This is a genomic window from Desulfuromonas soudanensis (genome assembly GCF_001278055.1).
GTDB classification, from domain to species: Bacteria; Desulfobacterota; Desulfuromonadia; order Desulfuromonadales; family WTL; genus Deferrimonas; species Deferrimonas soudanensis.
This window is the reverse complement of the sequence record NZ_CP010802.1, coordinates 3,877,775-3,894,720: the sequence shown is the minus strand read 5'-3', so window position 1 is coordinate 3,894,720 and position 16,946 is coordinate 3,877,775. Positions and strand designations below refer to the sequence as shown.

Genomic DNA, 16,946 nt, shown 5'->3' with positions numbered 1-16,946 from the left:
TGGTGATAAAGTCGAAGTTTTTGCCGCTAAGGTTATTTGAGAATCCTGAGTATCTGGACGACAGCCCAGAGTGCCGAGACGAAGGCACCGGTCAGCAAGGGGAAAATGATTCGCGCGTAGTTGCGGGTCAAATGCGCTTCCGATTCGGTTTCGGCAATGACGAAGGGGAGGCCTTTGCTCTGCGGACGGGCAATGACGATCCGGTCCCCCTGGAGAGAAGCTTGAGGTGTTTTGCTCAGGCTGCGCCGGACCACCTCCGCCTCAATTTGCGCCCGGGCCCCTTCCCACTCCTCCGGACTGATACGTCCGTCGCCATCGGTGTCGAATCGTTTCAATTTCAGCGGCTCGCTCTTGAGACTGCGCAGGGCGGCAATCGTTTGTTCCCTGAGAGAGAGCTGAGTTTTCTCCCCGGAGCGGGCAAAACCGAGGACATAGAGATAAGTCCCCTCGGCGATGACCTCTTCAACCCACTTTTCGTTGGCGTCGGTTATGCCCGATGTCGCCATAAGGAGTCCCATCCTCCCCGGGAGCCCTTCACTCCTGGTCCGGGGTCTGACCGTCGCCCCCTCGGGGTTGACTTGGACCCGTCCCGTTTCGTCCTGGAGGAAGAAGGGGACCTGACCACTCTCGGTTTCGCTCGACAGGCGCCAGTTGCCCTTATCTCCTCGGACGTATTTTCGCACCCGGTAAAAGACGCAGGCCAACTGGGACATGGGTGAGACCAGAGCATACTGGCGCACCGCTCGCCCCTGCACCTCCACCATGCCCATGGCGACGGAGCGGGTCTTGCTCGTCGGCGTATTCTCCACCAGGCGCTTGAGGCGCAGGAAATAAAAGCCCCCTCCGAAGAGGCCGCCGGCGGCGATCGCCGGAAGTATGCCGGTGCGTATTCCCTGGTACAGAGCTGACCACATCCAGGCGCTGCCGTTGGCCAGCAGGGGCAGAAGAATGGCGGCAGCGGCCCCGCCGGTGCCGAGCCATATTCTGCCCACGGAGAAGCGCCCGGACCTCTTTTGTGGCGGCGGCAGAGGGAGCCCTTCCCTTTTTTCTGGGATCCTGGTGGCGGCAGGTCCTTCGGACGAGCCGACCGTCCCGACGGGGAAAAGCATTTCCTGGAGGAGGAGACCTGCCGGGCCTGCAGCAAGACCGGTCGTCGCCGAGAAAGCCGCCGCCCCGTCGCCTGCCGGGTCCTTGCGGGAGCGAAGCTCTTCTTTTCGCAGATCGACCATCAGGGAGCCGAAACGGGAGAGACGAAGAAGGTTGGCCCGTTGGCGTTCTTCCTCTCCCCCCTCCACCTGAAGCAGGCATCCGGGGAGGTGGGCCAGGCCAAAATCCGTGCGCAGGGTAAAATCTCCGGCGTATTCGCGAGTCAGATGGAGCAGTCCCTCAAGGTTGCCGGCGGAGCTGTAGGTTGCTCTCGTCCCCAATCCTGCAGGATTGAATTTGCCGGGGAAAACCCGCAGGACAGAGACGACGGCGCCCTCTGCATCGAGAAGATAGAGGTCGAGGACGGGGGAGGCCCGGAGAATGGCCTGATATTGCTCGTCTTCATTGATTTCCGTGGCATGATCGACGCCGCGGTAGGCATTTTGCACCAAGAGGCGCCGCAGACCTTTTTCTATGACCTTGCCGGAAAGATCGGCCAGGACCGCCAGGACCGCCTCGCCTCGTCCCAGGGTCACCTTTTCCCGGTGCGTCTCGAAGGAAATGCCGTCTTCACCTGCGGAGAGGCTGCGAAGGATCGGCGGGGAGAAACGGGGGGGGGAGGGGAGCAGAAGCCAGGATTTGAAGCCGTGACGGCGGAGTCGTCGGGCGGGTTTCTCCAGGTCGGGGCGCTGCCCCTTGGCAAAAAGAACCAGCCCCCTCCCGGTGAGACGCTGTCGGGTGGTAAAGGCGTCCAACGAGTCGCTGACGGAACCTTCGGCCAACAGAAGACCCAATCGGTCGTCGATGCCGACCTCCTTTTCGACAATGAGGTAGAGTTCCTGATCCATGAATTCCGTGGTCCGGGCGACGATGACAAGAGCCGGGTGGCCGATACGGAGAGGACGATGCAATCCGCATGCCCACAGCGGTAATGAGTCCCTATTCCATCGCCGACTCATAATTGAAGATCGAGGTCCCCGGGACGGAGGTGTCGCGGCGCAGGGCATCGAGAACCCTCTTGCCCCCCTCGGAGAAAGGGCCGAGGTGGGAGAGGTCGGCGGTAAAACGGCCGCAGCCGAGGCTATGCAGTTCGCCGAGACGGCCGATGAGGGAGAAGTCGTTCTCCGGGGTGACGACGGAGAGGCCGCTGCGGCTGTCGACGCGGTAGCCGTCGCCGCGGTCGGAGACGACCGGGGTGTCGGAGCGCACGTTGCGGATCGGGATGCGCGAGGTGATCAGGGCCACCGTCGAATAGACGGTGAGAGCCGGCGTGATGCCGGCGTCCCGCCGCAAAATGGCGCCGAGGTTCTCCCTGTCGTCCTCGATGTAGAGGGTCGCCTCCGTGGCGCCGAGTTCCCGCCAGGCCAGGAGCGCCTGGCTGTTGAGGGAAAAGAGGCGGTAACCGGTGATCAGGGTGAGCCCGGAAAGGCCGTCGAAAAGGGCGAAGTGACCGAGATTGTTGAGGCGGAATGTGGTGAAACCGGCCTGGGTCAGGGTGCGGATCGCCTCCCGGTAATCCCCCAATTGGCCGTCGGTGAGAAAGAAGGGGAGGTCCCAGACCAGGCTCGCCTCCTTGCCGGCCAGGCGCCGGCCGAGGCGGTAGAACCCCTGCAGGTTGCCGGGCGTCAGGGGGAGGAGAACCCGGTCGATCCCCGGGTCGTTGACGATCTGGACGTCGCGGATGTCGCGGATGCCGACGGTGAACTGGCGTTCCCGGGCCGGACGCGGGGTGGCGGCGGGGAGGAGCGCACCCAGGGCGGCCTCGACCTGGTGGCGCCGCTCCTTCTTTTCCCGGGTTTCCTCGGCCAGGAGGAGATCGGCGTAGAAATCGCGGCGAATCTCCTTGAGTCGGCTGGGGGGGATGACGACTGCAGGGAGCTCGCCGGTGGAAAGGTCCTCCAGGACAAAGGGGGAGCCGCCGGTCTTTTCGAAAACGGCGCGCAGCGTCGCGGCGTTCAACGGGCTGTCGCTGGCGGGGTAGGACGCGACGGCATAGCGGCGTTCGAAGCCTTCCGCTCCGTTTTCGGCACGGACGGTAAGAAGGTCGTCCTGCAGAGCGACGAAGAGGCGCGCCGGCCGCGGAGCGGGGGGGACGTGGGCGAGCTTGCGGCGGCAGGCGGGTTCGCTCATGTTGAAGGCCTGCTCGGAGGAGACCTTGAAGACGGTGTCGCCGACCTGGAAGACCCCCCTGAAGGTCGAGGGGGCGGTCACCAGACTCCCTGCCTGGGCGACCTTCACCGGGCGCTGGCCGACAAGGAGTTCCTTGACGGTGAAGGCCGTCCCGGCCCGGTCGGTCTTCGGTTGGATCCGGATGCGGTCGCCGACGTGGATTCGGTCCCGGGTCTTGAAGCTGACCGCTCCCCCCTTGACCGCCGTCACGTCGCCGAGAAAGCGCCCCGTCGCCCCTTTGAGGGCCGGGATGGCGATGTCGGTGGGGATCCCGCCGGGGAGAAAGCCCTTGGTCGGCAGGCGGCCGAAGGAGAGCTTCAAGAGCTCCTTGGCCTCGCGCAGCGCCTCCGCGCGCTGCGGAAGGGGCGCGTCGAGGACCTTGCGGTAGGCGCCGACGACGCTGGCCACATACTCGGCGCTCTTCATCCGCCCCTCGATCTTGAAGCTCATCACCCCGGCGGCGGAGAGCTCGGGGAGGAGGTCGATGGCCGAGAGGTCGTTGGTGGAGAAATAATAGCCCTCCTGCTGGCGGTAGCGGTAGCGGCGCCGGCAAGGCTGGGCGCAGCGCCCCCGGTTGCCGCTTTTTCCCCCGAGCCAGGAGGAGAAGTAGCACTGGCCGGAAAAGGAGAAGCAGAGGGCGCCGTGGATGAAGTGTTCGAGGTCGATGGTCGTCTCTTTGCGGATGGCGGCGATTTCGGTCAGGGAGAGTTCCCGGGCGAGGACGGCCCGGGAAAAGCCCATGCGCTCGAGCATCCGCACCCCGGCGGCGTTGTGCACCGTCATCTGGGTCGAGGCGTGCAGCTCGAGGGCGGGAAAATGCTCCCGGGCCAGGCGCCATACGGCGAGGTCCTGCAGGATCACCCCGCCGACCGCCATTTTTTCCAGGGCCGAGAGGGTCTCCACCAGCAGCGGCAACTCCCCCTCCTTGACCAGGGTGTTGAGGGTGACAAAGACCTTGCGTCCGAGGGGGCGGGCGTAGCCGACCATCTTCTCCAACTCTTCGAGAGAGACGTTCTTGGCCTTGGCCCGGGCGGAGAACTCCTTGAGCCCGGTATAGACGGCGTCGGCTCCGGCTTCCATGGCGGCGAAAAACGCTTCGGGGCTTCCGGCGGGGGCGAGAAGTTCGGGACGGGCTGCAGGGTGTTTCGACATCGGTGCTCCGGGGGGGTCCGCCGCGGCGGATCCGGGAAATAAAGGGGCCGGGTTCAAAAAGACCCCGGCCCTTAATTTATCAGGACTTGTTGTAAAAATACCATGCCCCGTCGCGCGGAGGCAACCGCAAACTCAGAGGGCAAGGAGCCTGTCGGACTATCCATGAGCCGGCTGCAAAATCGCCTATTTGGGCCATATCCGAGCTCCTTTTCGACCAATAGAGACGGCTATTGGCTCTCAAACGAGCTCGAATCTGTCCTCAAATATCCAATTTTTCGCTTCGGCCCGTATAATCCGACAGGCTCCTAGCCCATCAGGCCGCGGTCGACGAAGCTGACGTATTCGCCGCTGCCGATGATGATGTGATCGAGGACCCGCACCCCCATCAGTTCGCCTGCCTGGCGCAGGCGCCCTGTGATGTCGATATCCTCGCGGCTCGGGGTGGGGTCGCCGGAGGGGTGATTGTGAACAAAGAGAACGGCCGCCGCCGAGTCGCGGACCACCGGGGCGAAGACCTCGCGAGGGTGGACGATGCTTGCCGAAAGGCTTCCCTCGGAGATGCGCACTTCGCGGATCACCCGGTTCTTGCCGTCGAGAAGGAGGGCGAAGAAGACCTCCCGCTTGCAGTCGCGCAGCCGTTCGTGATAGTGGGCAAAGACGTCGGCGGAACTGGTGAAGCGATCTCCGGGGCGCAGCTCCTCGGTGGCAAAGCGCCGGGCGATCTGGAAGACCGCCTGCAACTCCGCCGCCTTGGCGGGACCGATCCCCTTGAGTTCGCAGAGTTCGGCCGTGTTGGCCCGGGCCAGCTCCCGCAGGGAGCCGAAGCGGTTCAACAGTTGCCGCGCGTGATCGAGGGCGCTGGTGGCCGTGGCGGCATCGCCGGTGCGCAGCACCAGGGCGAGAAGTTCGGCGCTGCTCAAGGTCTCGGCTCCGTTCTGTAGCAGCTTTTCCCGGGGGCGCTCCTCCTTTGGCCAGTCCTTGATCCGTTGCATGGTCTCTCTCCCGACAGGCGTTGTTATTTTGTCGGGCGATTCTAGCACGAAGCTTTCGGAATGGTGAGGATAAAGTTAACGAAGGCCAATGAAAAAGCCGGGGCACCCTTTTTGGGGTGCCCCGGCTTTTCTTACGTTTGCCCGGGAATGTTATTTCAGCGTCTCGATTTCGTGGGGGGGGAGTTCGGTGGTCCTCTCCTTGAGGGGACTTCCCCAGAAGGTGCCGAGGACCTTTCTGTCCCGCTCGCTCAGAACCGCACCCTTGCCCACCATGCGTTTCTGGAGATTTTCCAGGGCGGCGCGCTTCTTGATGGCCTCATCGACCCGTTCCCGGGTATGACAGACGGTGCAGCGGAGGTCGATCACCCGCTGGAACTCCTCCATGCCGCCAACGCGGTGAGCGCCCAGGTCTTCCACGGCCCGGGCCGTGCCCGGGAGGACCACCAGAAGGACCAGAAGGAGAGTTGAGACGAAGAGGGGGCTATTCGCGAACAAAGATGTCGATATCCGTTTCATGAACCATCCCCATGAGGTGCGCGTACTCCGACTCGATCAGCGCATAGTGATCGCTGGTCTCCTTGGCCATTTTTTCGAAGATGGAGCGCACCACCGGATCGACGATCTTGGCGGCGGTAAGGCGGAGGTTTTTCGCCAGATCCTCCTCTTCGCGAAGGGCGATCTCCATCGCCTTGCGCTCATGAACCTTGTCGTCGATGGCCTTTTTCAGATCGTGAAGCATGGCCGTATCCTTGCCGGGGGGGGTCGCCATGAATTCATCGAAGGTACCCAGGTCCTTCCCCTTGTAGAGATCGAAGAAGTGGCCGGCGTGCTCCCGCTCCTCGCCGGCGAGGAGGGTGAAAACCTTCTTCCCCCGGGGATTTTTGGTGATTTCGGCGGCCATGGTGTAGAAATCCATGACGTTTTTTTCGGTCTGGATCGCCAGTTTCAGGGCCTGCTGGACGTTGAATTCCTGGGGCATGCGCTTCTTCTCCTTTTCATCAGGCAAAGTATCGAATATCGCTTGTCTTTCCCCAATTATTACCGAAAACATCCCCATGTCAAATGGTGCTCCGGCAAATTCTCGCCGCCGGGGCGGACAGGCGAATCACCCGCCGGATGAAGGGCTGGACGGACCGGTGGCTTCCTCGGATCAGAGCGCCTTGCCGGCCGCCTGCCACTTGTCGCCGATATTGTTTTTCAGCCAGGAGGCGTCCCACCACTCCAGGGGATTGACCGGAACTCCGGAGACGATCATTCCGAAGTGGAGATGGTCCCCTCCGGCCATTCCCGACATCCCCGAGCGTCCGAGCAATTCTCCCTTTTTCACCTCATCCCCTTCCTTGACCCCGATCTGGCTGAGGTGGCCGTAGAGGCTCTGCAGCCCCAGGCCGTGGTCAAGGATGACGCACTTGCCGTAGATTCCCAGGGTTCCGGCAAAGACCACCTTGCCGTTGTTGGCCGCCTGGACCGGGGCGTGGGAGACGGAGGCGAGGTCGATGCCGAGATGAACCTGCTCGTCGACGACGGTCTTGTCGTGGATATAGCTGCGGCGCTCGCCGAAGAGGCCGCGGGTTTGCGTCCCGGGCTGGCGCAGAAAAGGGCCCTGCCAAAGGGGAGTGGTCGCCGTTTGCCGGCCGTAGTCGAGAAGGGAGGCGCGGTTGGCCGTCCGCAGTTCGCGGTTGAACCTGAGAAAGAGGTCCAGGGGATTGTCGGTTTCGGGAAAGCTGAGTTTGAATTCGGGAGCCTTGGTCTCGAGAAAGAGCGCGTCGAGAACAATGGGGGTCTTGGCAAAAGTGCGTGAATTGGCGCGGTAGTAAAAGGGACCGAGTCCCCGGTTTCCGGCCCGGTCGACGGCGACCAGCCGCGGTTTGAATTCGTCCGTTGCCAGGTCGTGGGGGAGGGCGAAGAGGGCGGCGTAGAAACCCTCCGGCTGTTTGTATCCGGGGAAGAAGCGTTCGCCGAGCTCGATGCCGCTTTTTTCCACCTCTTCGGAGAGGGTATAGAGTATCAGTCCCGCTCCCCCCTGGTTGAAATTGTGGGAGGTGCTCAACACCGTCACCTCGGGGGGTGCGCTGTCCCATTCCAGGGGGACGCGGATCGAGGTGGTGTTGCCGGAACCGAAATGGTAGATCGAGCGGTCGACGGCGGTGATCAGGAGTTCGAAGGGGCCTTCCTCGAGTCCGGCCTTCTCCAGGGTGAAGGTCATCTCCTGAGGGGGACTGTCCACGGCGGGTGCCTCATCGACGAGGACGACCGTCTTCCCCTTCTGAATGGCTTCCACCCTGAGAGAGCGCAGCCCCGATCCCGGGTCGCTTGCCGAAAGTCGCAGGGACCGGCCGGGGGCGACGGAGCCGCTATCGGGGTTCAGGAGGATCTGCGGCCCCCGGGTGTCGCTGAAATAATAGAAGGCACCGGTGGCCAGGGCGATCACCAGAACGGTCATGAGCAGAATCGGTTTTTTCATATTCCAAGTCCTTGTGGGGTGTTTCGATCTTCAGGGGGGCACCGGCAGAATGGGTGGCTATCCTATCCCCATTGACCTCCGGAGGCAATATGTCTCGAGAGGTCCCCGGCCTTTTTCCTACCAGGGGAGCTGACTGCCGTCCCAGCTCCAGAGTTTGCCGCTGTCTTCCGGGGTCAGGGTCGCCAACACCCGGTAAAGGCCGGCGGCGCTCTCGGCGGGGGAGACGGGGGCCTGGGGTCCTCCCATCTCTGTTTTCACCCAGCCGGGGTGGAGAGCCACCGAGGTGATGCGGCGATCGGCCAGATCGGCGGCGAGGCCCTTCATCACCATATGCACCGCCGCCTTGGAGGTGCGGTAGGCGTAGCGCCCCCCCGAGGTGTTGTCGGCGATGCTGCCGAGCTGGCTGCCGACGGTGGCAATGATCCGGCGGCTGCTGCGCGCCACCTGCTCGACGAAGGCCACGGCCATCTGGTAGGGGGCGAGGGTGTTGATGCGCAGCGTCTCCAGCCACTCCCCGGTGTCGATGGGGCCGAACCTCTGGGGGGAGGGGCCGGCGATGCCGGCGTTGTTGAAGAGGATGTCGATGCTCAGGTCGCCACAGGTCTCGGCCAGGGCGCGAATCTGCTCGCTGTCAGCGACGTCCAGAGGGTGGATCGTCACTCTCCCGCCGCTCTTTTCGGCTATAGCGGAAAGTTCGACGGCCTGCTGCGGCCGCCGGCAACAGGCGAGGACGTGCCAGTTGTGGTCGGCAAAGGTGCGCACCAGCTCGAGGCCGATCCCGCGGTTGCTGCCGGTGATCAATATGGTCGATGTCATGATCGCCTCCCGGACGGTTTTTAATAATAGTGTCCTGTCCGCGCGTCAATGACGGCCGACAAGACTTCGGTTTGGTTTGGTGGATTGCGTCCCTGAAGGCCGGGATTACTTGAGCTGGAAGGCGACCTTGATCACCACCTGGTATTCGCAGACCCGGCCGTCCGTATCGACGTGACCGCGCATTTCCATGACCTCGAACCAGGAGATGGCTTCCAGGCTCTTATGGGCCTTGGCGATCGCCACCTGGATGGCGTCCTCGAATCCCGACTTGGAAACGCCGATGATTTCAACCTTCTTGTAGATCCGGTCTTCGCCGTAAGTCATGATTTTCTCCCTTTTCAAAGGTGGACGTCGCTTTCAATACTAGCACCGGCCCCCGGGGTGTAAAGGGAGGAAGGGGTTCACTCCTGCGCCCGGATCGCCGAGAGCCCGGCGGCCAGGGTCGGATAGAGGAGCTCGACCCCGAGTTCCTCGCGCATCCTGCGGTTGTCGATGCGCCGCGATTCGCTGTTGTAGGAGAAGAGGAGGGGGTTCATGACCTCGCGGGCCTCCTGGCGGGAGACCTGCGGGGGGGCAGGGAGTCCGTAGGCGGCGGCGACGGCGTTGAAGTAATCGGTCATCGTCCCCTCTTCCCCGTCGCAGACGTTGTAGATGGCTCCCGCCCGCCCCCGTTCCGCCGCCGCAAGGCAGACCCGCGCCAGGTCGTCGGCGTGAATCCGGTTGCTGCAGGGGGCCTCGGACTCCCTGAGGACCGGCTGACCCGATCGGAGCTTGTCGAGGGGGAGCCGTCCGGGGCCGTATATCCCCGCCACCCGCAGGATCGTCACCCCGATGTTTCGCCCCTCTCCCCAGGCAGACAGGAGCTTTTCGGCGTCGAGACGGCGCCTGCCGCGGGCGGTCTCGGGGTTGACCGGGGATTCCTCGTCGATCCGGGCGCCGCCGCAGTCGCCGTAGACGCCGGTGGTGCTGAGATAGATCAGCCGGGCCGGTTCTTCTCCGGGCTCGACGGAGGCTCCGAAGACCCGGACCCGCGGATCGCTGTCGCCCCCGCCGGGAGGGGGGGCGAGGTAGAAGACCGTCGCCCCCCTGGTCGGCAACGAGGGGACGGGGAGGCCGCCGTCGAGATCGCCGATTACCGGATGGATGCCGAGGGACCGGAGGCGCTCGGCGTGCTCCGGGGAGCGGGTCAGGGCGGCAACGCGGGATCCCTGTTCGAGGGCCAGGGCGGCGACCCGGCGACCGATGTCGCCGCAGCCGATGATCAGAACCTGTTCCATGGAGCGTTCTCCTTGATGGCAATGGGACCGGTGGCGGCCCAGGGGGATTTCCTCCCCCCCCCGGCCCTTTTCCTGAAGTTGATTCCCCGGCTCAGGAGGGCTCGGCCCCGCCGGAGAGTTCGCCGCTCGGCCTGTCAGGCGAGGCTCTTCATAACAATTTCGTAAACATCCCTGGAGATGCCGGCGACGGCGGCGATCCGCTCGAGCTCCTCCTTCATCAGCGCCTGGCGTTTCGGATCGAAGCGGCGCCAGTTGCTGAAGGCGCCGGCGAGGCGGGCGGCGACCTGGGGATTGACGGGGTCAAGGGCCAGAACCTGATCGGCGCAGAAGGCGTATCCGGCTCCCGAGGGGTCGTGGAAGCGGGCGGGATTCCCCTGGCAGAAGGCGCCGACCAGGGCCCGGACCTTGTTGGGGTTTTTGCCGTTGTAGGCCGGGTGCCCGAGGAGGCGCCTGACTTCGGCGAGGGTGTCGGTCCGTCTTGAGGTGGCCTGCAGAGAGAGCCACTTGTCGAGGACCAGCGGATCGTTCTGCCAGCGGAGGTAGAAATCCTCCAGAGCCGCCGTCCCCTCTTCCGTGGCGCTTCCGGCCAGAGCGCCGAGAGCGGCGATGACGTCGGTCATGTTGTCGGCGCGCTTGAATTGCCTGAGGCAGAGGGACCGCAGCGCCGGGTCGTCGAGGGTCATCAGGTAGGAGAGAGCGAGATTTTTCAGGGCCCTTCGGCCGACGGCGGCCGGATCGGGGGTGTAGGGCCCGTCCTCCTGCTGGTCGGTGTAGACGGCCAAAAGGAGCTGGCGCAGGTCCGTGGCCAGTTGTCGCCGGAAGAATTCCCGCACCTCGTGGATGGCCGAAGGGTCGATGACCGGCATCTGCTCGGCGAGAAAGGTCTCGCTCGGCAGGGTCAGGGCCAGGGCGATCAGGGCCGGGTCGGCATCGGAATCGCCGAGGAGGGCGCGGAAGGCGCCGGGAAGGAGGGGGTCGAGGACGAGGGTCTCGCCGCGGCCGAAGGCCTCGACCTGGCGCAGCAGAAGGCGGGTGGAAAGCTGCTGGCCGGCTTCCCAGCGATTGAAGGGGTCGTTGTCGCAAGCCATGAGAAAGGCGAGGTCGTTGTCGTCGAGATCGGTCTTCAGGCGCACCGGGGCCGAGAAATTGCGCAGCAGCGAGGGGACCGGGGCCTCGGGGAGGTTGATGAAGCAAAAGGTCTCCTCTTCATTGTGCAGGGACAACACTCGGGTGCCGGTCGTCGCCTCCGTCTCTCCTTCAAGCTGCAGGGGGAGATCGCATCCGTTGCGGCCGACGAGCCCCAGGGCCAGGGGGATGTGGAAGGGGGCCTTCTCTGCCTCCCCGGGGGTCGGCGGGCAGGACTGGCGGACGGTGAGGGTGAGGGTGCGCCTCTCCTCGTCGTAGACGCATTTCACGGCGAGCTCGGGAGTCCCGGCCTGGCTGTACCAGAGGCGGAACTGCTCGAGGTCGATCTGTCCCGCCTCGGCCATCGCCGCCAGGAAGTCGTCGGTGGTGACGGCCTGGCCGTCGTGGCGCCGGAGGTAGAGGGCGAGGCCGCGGCAAAAGGCGGCGTCGCCGAGGAGCGTATGGTACATGCGGATCACCTCGGCCCCCTTGTTGTAGACCGTGGCGGTGTAGAAGTTGTTGATCTCCACGTAGGAGGCGGGCCGGACCGGGTGGGCCATGGGGCCGGCGTCCTCGGGGAACTGGGTGTTGCGCAGCAGGCGCACCTCCTCGATGCGCTTCACCGGGCGCGAGGTCATGTCGGCGGAGAACTCCTGGTCGCGGAAGACCGTCAGCCCCTCCTTGAGGCTGAGCTGGAACCAGTCGCGGCAGGTGACGCGGTTGCCGGTCCAGTTGTGGAAATATTCGTGCCCGATCACCCCCTCGATCCCCTGGTAGTCCGCGTCGGTGGCGGTGTCGGGGCGGGCGAGGACGTACTTGGAATTGAAGATGTTGAGCCCCTTGTTCTCCATCGCCCCGAAGTTGAAATCGTCGACGGCGACGATCATGTAGATATCGAGGTCGTATTCGAGGCCGTAGATCTCCTCGTCCCAGGCCATCGCCTTCTGCAGGGAGGCCATGGCGTGGGCGCAGCGGTCGGCGTTGCGCGCCTCGACATAGATCTGCAGGGTCACCTCCCGCCCCGAGCGGGTGCGGAAGCGGTCCTCGATCTTCACCAGATCGCCGGCGACCAGGGCAAAGAGGTAGGACGGCTTCTTGAAGGGGTCCTCCCAGCGGGCGAAGTGTCGACCCCCTTCGAGATCCCCTTTCTCCACCAGATTGCCGTTGGCGAGGAGAACCGGAAAGCGCCGGTCGGCGACGAGGGTGGTGGTGAAGCGGGCCATGACGTCGGAACGGTCGGGGTAGTAGGTGATCTTGCGGAATCCCTGGGGTTCGCACTGGGTGCAGAAATTGCCGCTCGACTGGTAGAGCCCCTCCAGGGAGGTATTCTCCCGGGGGCGGATCGCCGTCTCCACCTCGAGGACAAAGGCCTCGGGGACGCCGGCAAGGGTCAGGGTTTCGTCGTCGAGTCGGTAGTCCTCGGCGGCCAGGGTGCGGCCGTCGAGGCGTAGCGACCTCAGTTCGAGACATCGTCCCTGGAGAACCAGGGCGTTTTCCCCGCGGCAAAGGTCGGGATTGCGCCGCAGGGCCAGGCGGGAGCGGACGAGGGTGAGGTCGTCGCCGAGGTCGAAATGGAGGTCGACGGTCTCGACCAGATAGGCCGGGGGGGAATAGTCCCGGAGATAAATAGCCTGGGGTGTAGTCATGGGAAGCGTCCTGTCGTAGTATGGGCTCGTTATCCCTTTCTTCGGCGGGAAGAAAGAGGAGGCAATGCCAGGGGAGACGATACTAGAAAACGGGGAAATAATCAAAAGGAGAGGCTCCCCTTCAGGAGACCGGTTTCCTGGCCGAAGGGCGCCGAGGCTCCCCTTTTCGGTGAGAGCGGTGCAATATCGGCAGGTTAGCTTCGGGGGGGTCTCGGGACGGGGGTCTGGCAGAAATGGAGAGAGGGTCAGGTGGGGAGGAATCGTTTCCTGGAGGACGGCTGGGACCGGGGGACTTGAAAGGTTTTCCCCTTGCCGCAACGGAGTTTCCTAGGGGACCTCGTGGCGGGATGCCGTGGCCCTGAGCCGCTGCGCCTGGCCGAGGGCGTGGGGGACCCGGATGGTCACCGGCCCGGAGAGAATTCCCGGGGGGAGGTCGGGGTGGAGCTCAAAGCTCCCCTCCTCCCAGCTCAGGGCGTCGGCCAGAGCCCGGACCACCAGCTGGCAGAGGGCGCTCTCCAGTTCCTTGCGCTCGAAGACCTTTGCCGTCAGGAGATCGGCGGTAAAGCGCTCTCCCCGGCGGCGGCTCTCCGCCAGCAGCGATTCCATCCGCGCCAGATCGAGACAGCCGATGGCGCTGAGGAACTCTCCCAAACGCTCTCCCGGACGGGTTGAGGTAACGAAAACCATCGCACCCTCCTCAAAGAAGAACGTCTTGGCAATTCCGGCCCGGGCGACACCCAGGCGCCCGGTCTTCCCCTGGACCTCGACCGCCTCCACAATATTGTAGAGCGAGATCGTTTTCAGATCGCCGACAATGGTCTTCATTCCCTCGCTCCCCTGTTTCTTCCCTCCCGGCGTCCGCAGCAAGGGGAGGAAGTGACGTGAAAAACCGTAAAGGCAATGAAAGATTCGTGCCGGAGTTCTTCTCCTCGGGAAAATTGCCTCCCCGTGACTCTTGGAACGCCCCTTGCTGTTTCTATCGGAAAGAGGTGCCCTTATGACCATAAACAAAAAAATCTGTCGCCTGCTGGCTCTGGCCCTTCTCCTCGGCGGGTGCGGAATCGAGGTGCCGGCGCTGCCGCCGGGGAGCCGTTCAGTAGCCGTTGACGGCAGCATCGATGGGCTTGTGCAGCGGCAGGTCGATGCCGATGGCGGGATCTCCACCCTGGCCCGGGAGTGCGTCGGCGCACCCTATCGTTACGGCGGCGACGGTCCGGAAGGCTTTGATTGCAGCGGCCTGGTCCATTACGTCTTCGGCCGCTCGGGACTCCGGGTCCCCCGCACCTCGACGGAGCAGTACCTTCAGGCGCAGAGGGTTCCCTTGGAGGAACTGCAGCCTGGCGACCTGTTGTTTTTCCGGGTCTCGCGACAAAAAGTGTCACATGTGGGCATTTACATCGAAGGGAACACCTTCATCCACGCCCCCTCCTCCGGCAGCGCGGTCTGTTACGCCACCCTCGAAAACCCCTACTGGCAGACGCGTCTGCAGGGGGCCGGACGCTATCCGCGGAAACCCTGAGAAGGTCCAAAAAAAGGCGTCGTCCGAACAAGCATTGACGGCGGAGAAGAACTGCCTATCCATCCGACCGACCTGGCGGCATCTGCACAAACGCACAGTAAGGCACCGTCGAAGAGGAGCCGGTTTTTTACGGGGTTGACCATGGAAAGAGCCGCGCTCATCGGTTATATTGAAAGAAACAACAGGAGCGCGCATAATGCCGTGTCTCCGCAGCAACCGGAATCCACGCCTCCACACCTTGGCGCGTCGCACTTACCCTCCTGAGCGGCGCGTCTTTTTTTGCCCGCGCCGTACCGGGTCAGTCGATCACCGTTCCCCGCGACTCGACATTGAGAATCGTCATCAGGGAGGCGGGGTTGTAGGGGCACTCCTGGCTCTTGTCGGGGCGGTCCCAGACGATCACCTCCCGGCCGCTGGTGCGGGTTTCCCGGTGAATGTTCCCGAGTTCGCGTTCCTTGAGGAAGGCCCAGACCTGTTCCATATCGAGCAGTTCATACCCTTCGAACTCCTCGTCGGGGCCAGTCTTCTGGATGAACTCGTCGATCTCTTCAAAATTGAGAAAATCCTGCTCCTTGCGCCACCATTTGATGAAGCAGAGGCGCGGGTTGCGCTCTTCCTTGATCTGGCGGAGAATGTCGCTTCCTGTCATCGTGTCCCCCTTTCCCGGAGCCGCGCAAGGGAGGGCTCCCGTCGCGGTTCCACTTAAAGTATAGCGCCGGGGAGCGGACCTGCAATCGGCCGTTGGGCGGGCACGATTCTCGCAAATATGGAGAATGTTGCTGGAGGAAAGAGAACTTCGGCATGCGTCGGCCTTGATTTGTGTTAACCTTGCGGCACTGGACCCAACGATGCTGTCCGTTTTTGTTATGTGATGTTCGGGAGGAACTCCTTGATTTCAAAAAAAATCCTGCTGGTCGATGATGTGGAACTGTTCCTTGAGATGGAAAAGGATTTTTTTCGCAGGGAGAATTTTACCCTGCTGGTCGCCCGCAGTGGCCGCGAGGCCCTGGAGGTGATGCAGCGGGAGAGCCCCGACATGGTCTTTATGGATCTCTATATGCCCGAGGGGAACGGCGACGAGATCTGCCGGAAGATCAAGGAAAATCCCGAGACTCGGGGGATCCCGGTGGTCATTGTCACCAACAGTCGCGATGAGGCCGATTTTGACCGCTGCCGGCAGGCCGGCTGCGAGGAACTCCTGATGAAGCCCGTGGCCCGCGCCCCTTTTCTGGCTGCGGCCTATCGCATTCTCAAGGTCTCCGATACCGACACGCTGCGCATCCATACCCGACTGCCGGTGCGCTATGGCATCGACGGCGGCGAATCGACCTCCGGATACACCTATGATCTGAGTACCGGCGGGCTCTTCATCGAAACGGACAAGCCGCACCTCACCGACACCATCCTCCACCTGGAGATCAACCTCCTTCAGCCGGCAACCGTCCTGCACTGCCAGGGGCGGGTCGCCTGGGCAAACCATGCCGACTGGGTGCGCAAGGGGGATCTGCCCCCCGGCATGGCCATCCAGTTCCTTGCTCCGAGCCTTGCCACTCTAAGTGCACTCCGTTCTTTCGTCGCCCGGAAACGGTCGTTTCCGGCGGCGACATCCCTCTGAGATCCCCACCGCGGACCCTTCTCCCTCTCTGGTACCCTCCCCGCTTTCGGCAAACAAGACCAAGCCCCGCTCAGAAGATTTCCCTGCGAGGGGGAGCAATTACCAGGGGGGACGAAGCCAGGCCTTGAGCCGCCGGAAGCGCAGCAGGCGGGAAATTTCCTCAAAGCTGCTCTCCACCGCCTCCCGGCCGCAGGCGATGGCCTTCTCCGGCTGGGTGAAGTCCGCCCAGTGCAGGGTCTGCACCGCCGGCCGCAGGACGATGTCGGCCCGGGCCAGCTTCTCCCGGGCGAGGGCGTAGCGGCTGATGGTGTCGGCTCGGAAGATGATGTCGAGGGCGCGGCGGCCATGTTCGAGTTCGCTGATGTCCCGGGCGACATCGACGGCGATCACCAGGTCCGCCCCGAGATGCAGCGCCGGTTCGATGGGGACGGCGTCGATCCAGCCGCCGTCGATCAGCTGCATCTCCCCCCAGGGGACCGGCGGCAGGACTCCGGGGATCGCGCAACTGGCGGCGAGGGCGCGGCGCAGATTCCCCTGGTCGAGGACGAATTCCCTCCCCCCCCTGAGGTCCGTGGCCGCGGCGGCAAAGGGGAGGCGGGTCGACCTGATGTCGATGTCGTCGACGAGGGCGGCGAAGTTTCGCTCCACCGTTTCCTCGGAGATAAAAGAGCCGCGGGTCAGGGTGGCGGTAAAGAAGAGTCCTCGGCGGGCCAGGCGGCTAAAACGGTAATAGAGTCCCTCCCCTTCGAGGAGGTCCTTGTCCCGGATGAAGTCGAGACGGCCCTGGGCAAAGACATCGCTGGCGAGGTAGGCCAGGAGCTTCTCCCGCACCCTGCCGATGTCGGGGTCGATGGCGTACAGGGCGCCGATGATGGCGCCCATGCTGGTCCCGGTGACGACGTCGATGGGGATATCATGGGCAATCAGCGCCTCGATTACCCCGATGTGCGACAGCGCCCGTGCGGCGCCCCCTCCCAGAGCCAGTCCGATTTTCAATCGCGCCCCCAGTGCCCTTCTCCCTTTTT

The 16,946-nt window shown here is 63.8% G+C and carries 15 protein-coding genes; 2 read left to right on the top strand and 13 right to left on the bottom strand.

Annotation, left to right across the window (positions count from 1 at the left end; genetic code table 11):
- Nucleotides 1–32: 32 nt before the first annotated feature.
- The 11 genes from DSOUD_RS17315 to DSOUD_RS18645 all read right to left on the bottom strand — a co-directional run bounded on the left by DSOUD_RS17315 (nucleotide 33) and on the right by DSOUD_RS18645 (nucleotide 13,612).
- Nucleotides 33–2,057 (bottom strand): GIDE domain-containing protein, encoded by a 2,025-nt coding sequence (locus tag DSOUD_RS17315; protein WP_053552174.1) that lies wholly within the window; start codon nucleotides 2,055–2,057, stop codon nucleotides 33–35.
- 28 nt (nucleotides 2,058–2,085) lie between these two features.
- Entirely contained in the window at nucleotides 2,086–4,467 is a 2,382-nt protein-coding gene (locus DSOUD_RS17310) for a peptidase U32 family protein (RefSeq protein WP_053552173.1), read from the bottom strand.
- A gap of 305 nt (nucleotides 4,468–4,772) precedes the next feature.
- Nucleotides 4,773–5,459 (bottom strand): RadC family protein, encoded by a 687-nt coding sequence (radC, locus tag DSOUD_RS17305; RefSeq protein ID WP_053552172.1) that lies wholly within the window; start codon nucleotides 5,457–5,459, stop codon nucleotides 4,773–4,775.
- A gap of 150 nt (nucleotides 5,460–5,609) precedes the next feature.
- Complete coding sequence (locus tag DSOUD_RS17300) at nucleotides 5,610–5,954, bottom strand: hypothetical protein (RefSeq protein WP_053552171.1); 345 nt, start codon at nucleotides 5,952–5,954, stop codon at nucleotides 5,610–5,612.
- The gene (locus DSOUD_RS17295; RefSeq protein ID WP_053552170.1) at nucleotides 5,941–6,438 is read right to left on the bottom strand and encodes a ferritin-like domain-containing protein; all 498 of its coding nucleotides are present in this window, start codon (nucleotides 6,436–6,438) and stop codon (nucleotides 5,941–5,943) included. The genes DSOUD_RS17300 and DSOUD_RS17295 overlap by 14 nt, the downstream gene beginning before the upstream one ends.
- 171 nt (nucleotides 6,439–6,609) lie before the next feature.
- Nucleotides 6,610–7,923 (bottom strand): M23 family metallopeptidase, encoded by a 1,314-nt coding sequence (locus tag DSOUD_RS17290; protein WP_053552169.1) that lies wholly within the window; start codon nucleotides 7,921–7,923, stop codon nucleotides 6,610–6,612.
- A gap of 117 nt (nucleotides 7,924–8,040) precedes the next feature.
- Nucleotides 8,041–8,739, bottom strand: coding sequence for an SDR family oxidoreductase (locus DSOUD_RS17285; protein WP_053552168.1), 699 nt, complete (start codon nucleotides 8,737–8,739; stop codon nucleotides 8,041–8,043).
- A gap of 105 nt (nucleotides 8,740–8,844) precedes the next feature.
- Nucleotides 8,845–9,063 carry a dodecin gene (locus DSOUD_RS17280; protein ID WP_053552167.1) on the bottom strand — a complete coding sequence of 73 codons (219 nt, stop codon included), beginning with the start codon at nucleotides 9,061–9,063 and terminating at the stop codon, nucleotides 8,845–8,847.
- A 77-nt stretch (nucleotides 9,064–9,140) separates the two neighbouring features.
- Complete coding sequence (locus tag DSOUD_RS17275) at nucleotides 9,141–10,016, bottom strand: SDR family oxidoreductase (RefSeq protein ID WP_053552166.1); 876 nt, start codon at nucleotides 10,014–10,016, stop codon at nucleotides 9,141–9,143.
- A 134-nt stretch (nucleotides 10,017–10,150) separates the two neighbouring features.
- Nucleotides 10,151–12,787, bottom strand: a complete 2,637-nt coding sequence (gene pepN, locus DSOUD_RS17270; protein ID WP_053552165.1) for an aminopeptidase N — start codon at nucleotides 12,785–12,787, stop codon at nucleotides 10,151–10,153.
- Nucleotides 12,788–13,114: 327 nt separating this feature from the next.
- Entirely contained in the window at nucleotides 13,115–13,612 is a 498-nt protein-coding gene (locus DSOUD_RS18645) for a DUF4388 domain-containing protein (protein ID WP_053552164.1), read from the bottom strand.
- 172 nt (nucleotides 13,613–13,784) lie between these two features.
- On the opposite strand from DSOUD_RS18645, the gene DSOUD_RS17260 reads away from it, so the two are divergent.
- Entirely contained in the window at nucleotides 13,785–14,306 is a 522-nt protein-coding gene (locus DSOUD_RS17260) for a C40 family peptidase (protein ID WP_053552163.1), read from the top strand.
- A gap of 298 nt (nucleotides 14,307–14,604) precedes the next feature.
- Here DSOUD_RS17260 and DSOUD_RS17255 read toward each other — a convergent pair whose 3' ends face one another.
- On the bottom strand, nucleotides 14,605–14,955 hold the full coding sequence (locus DSOUD_RS17255; RefSeq protein WP_053552162.1) for a hypothetical protein: 351 nt from the start codon (nucleotides 14,953–14,955) through the stop codon (nucleotides 14,605–14,607).
- A 240-nt stretch (nucleotides 14,956–15,195) separates the two neighbouring features.
- Between DSOUD_RS17255 and DSOUD_RS17250 the strand changes: the two genes are divergently transcribed.
- The gene (locus DSOUD_RS17250) at nucleotides 15,196–15,921 is read left to right on the top strand and encodes a response regulator (protein WP_053552161.1); all 726 of its coding nucleotides are present in this window, start codon (nucleotides 15,196–15,198) and stop codon (nucleotides 15,919–15,921) included.
- 99 nt (nucleotides 15,922–16,020) lie between these two features.
- Here the strand turns inward: DSOUD_RS17250 and DSOUD_RS17245 are convergent, their stop codons facing one another.
- Nucleotides 16,021–16,917: a patatin-like phospholipase family protein gene (locus DSOUD_RS17245; protein WP_053552160.1), complete on the bottom strand. Its 897-nt coding sequence runs from the start codon at nucleotides 16,915–16,917 to the stop codon at nucleotides 16,021–16,023.
- Between the last annotated feature and the right edge of the window lie 29 nt (nucleotides 16,918–16,946).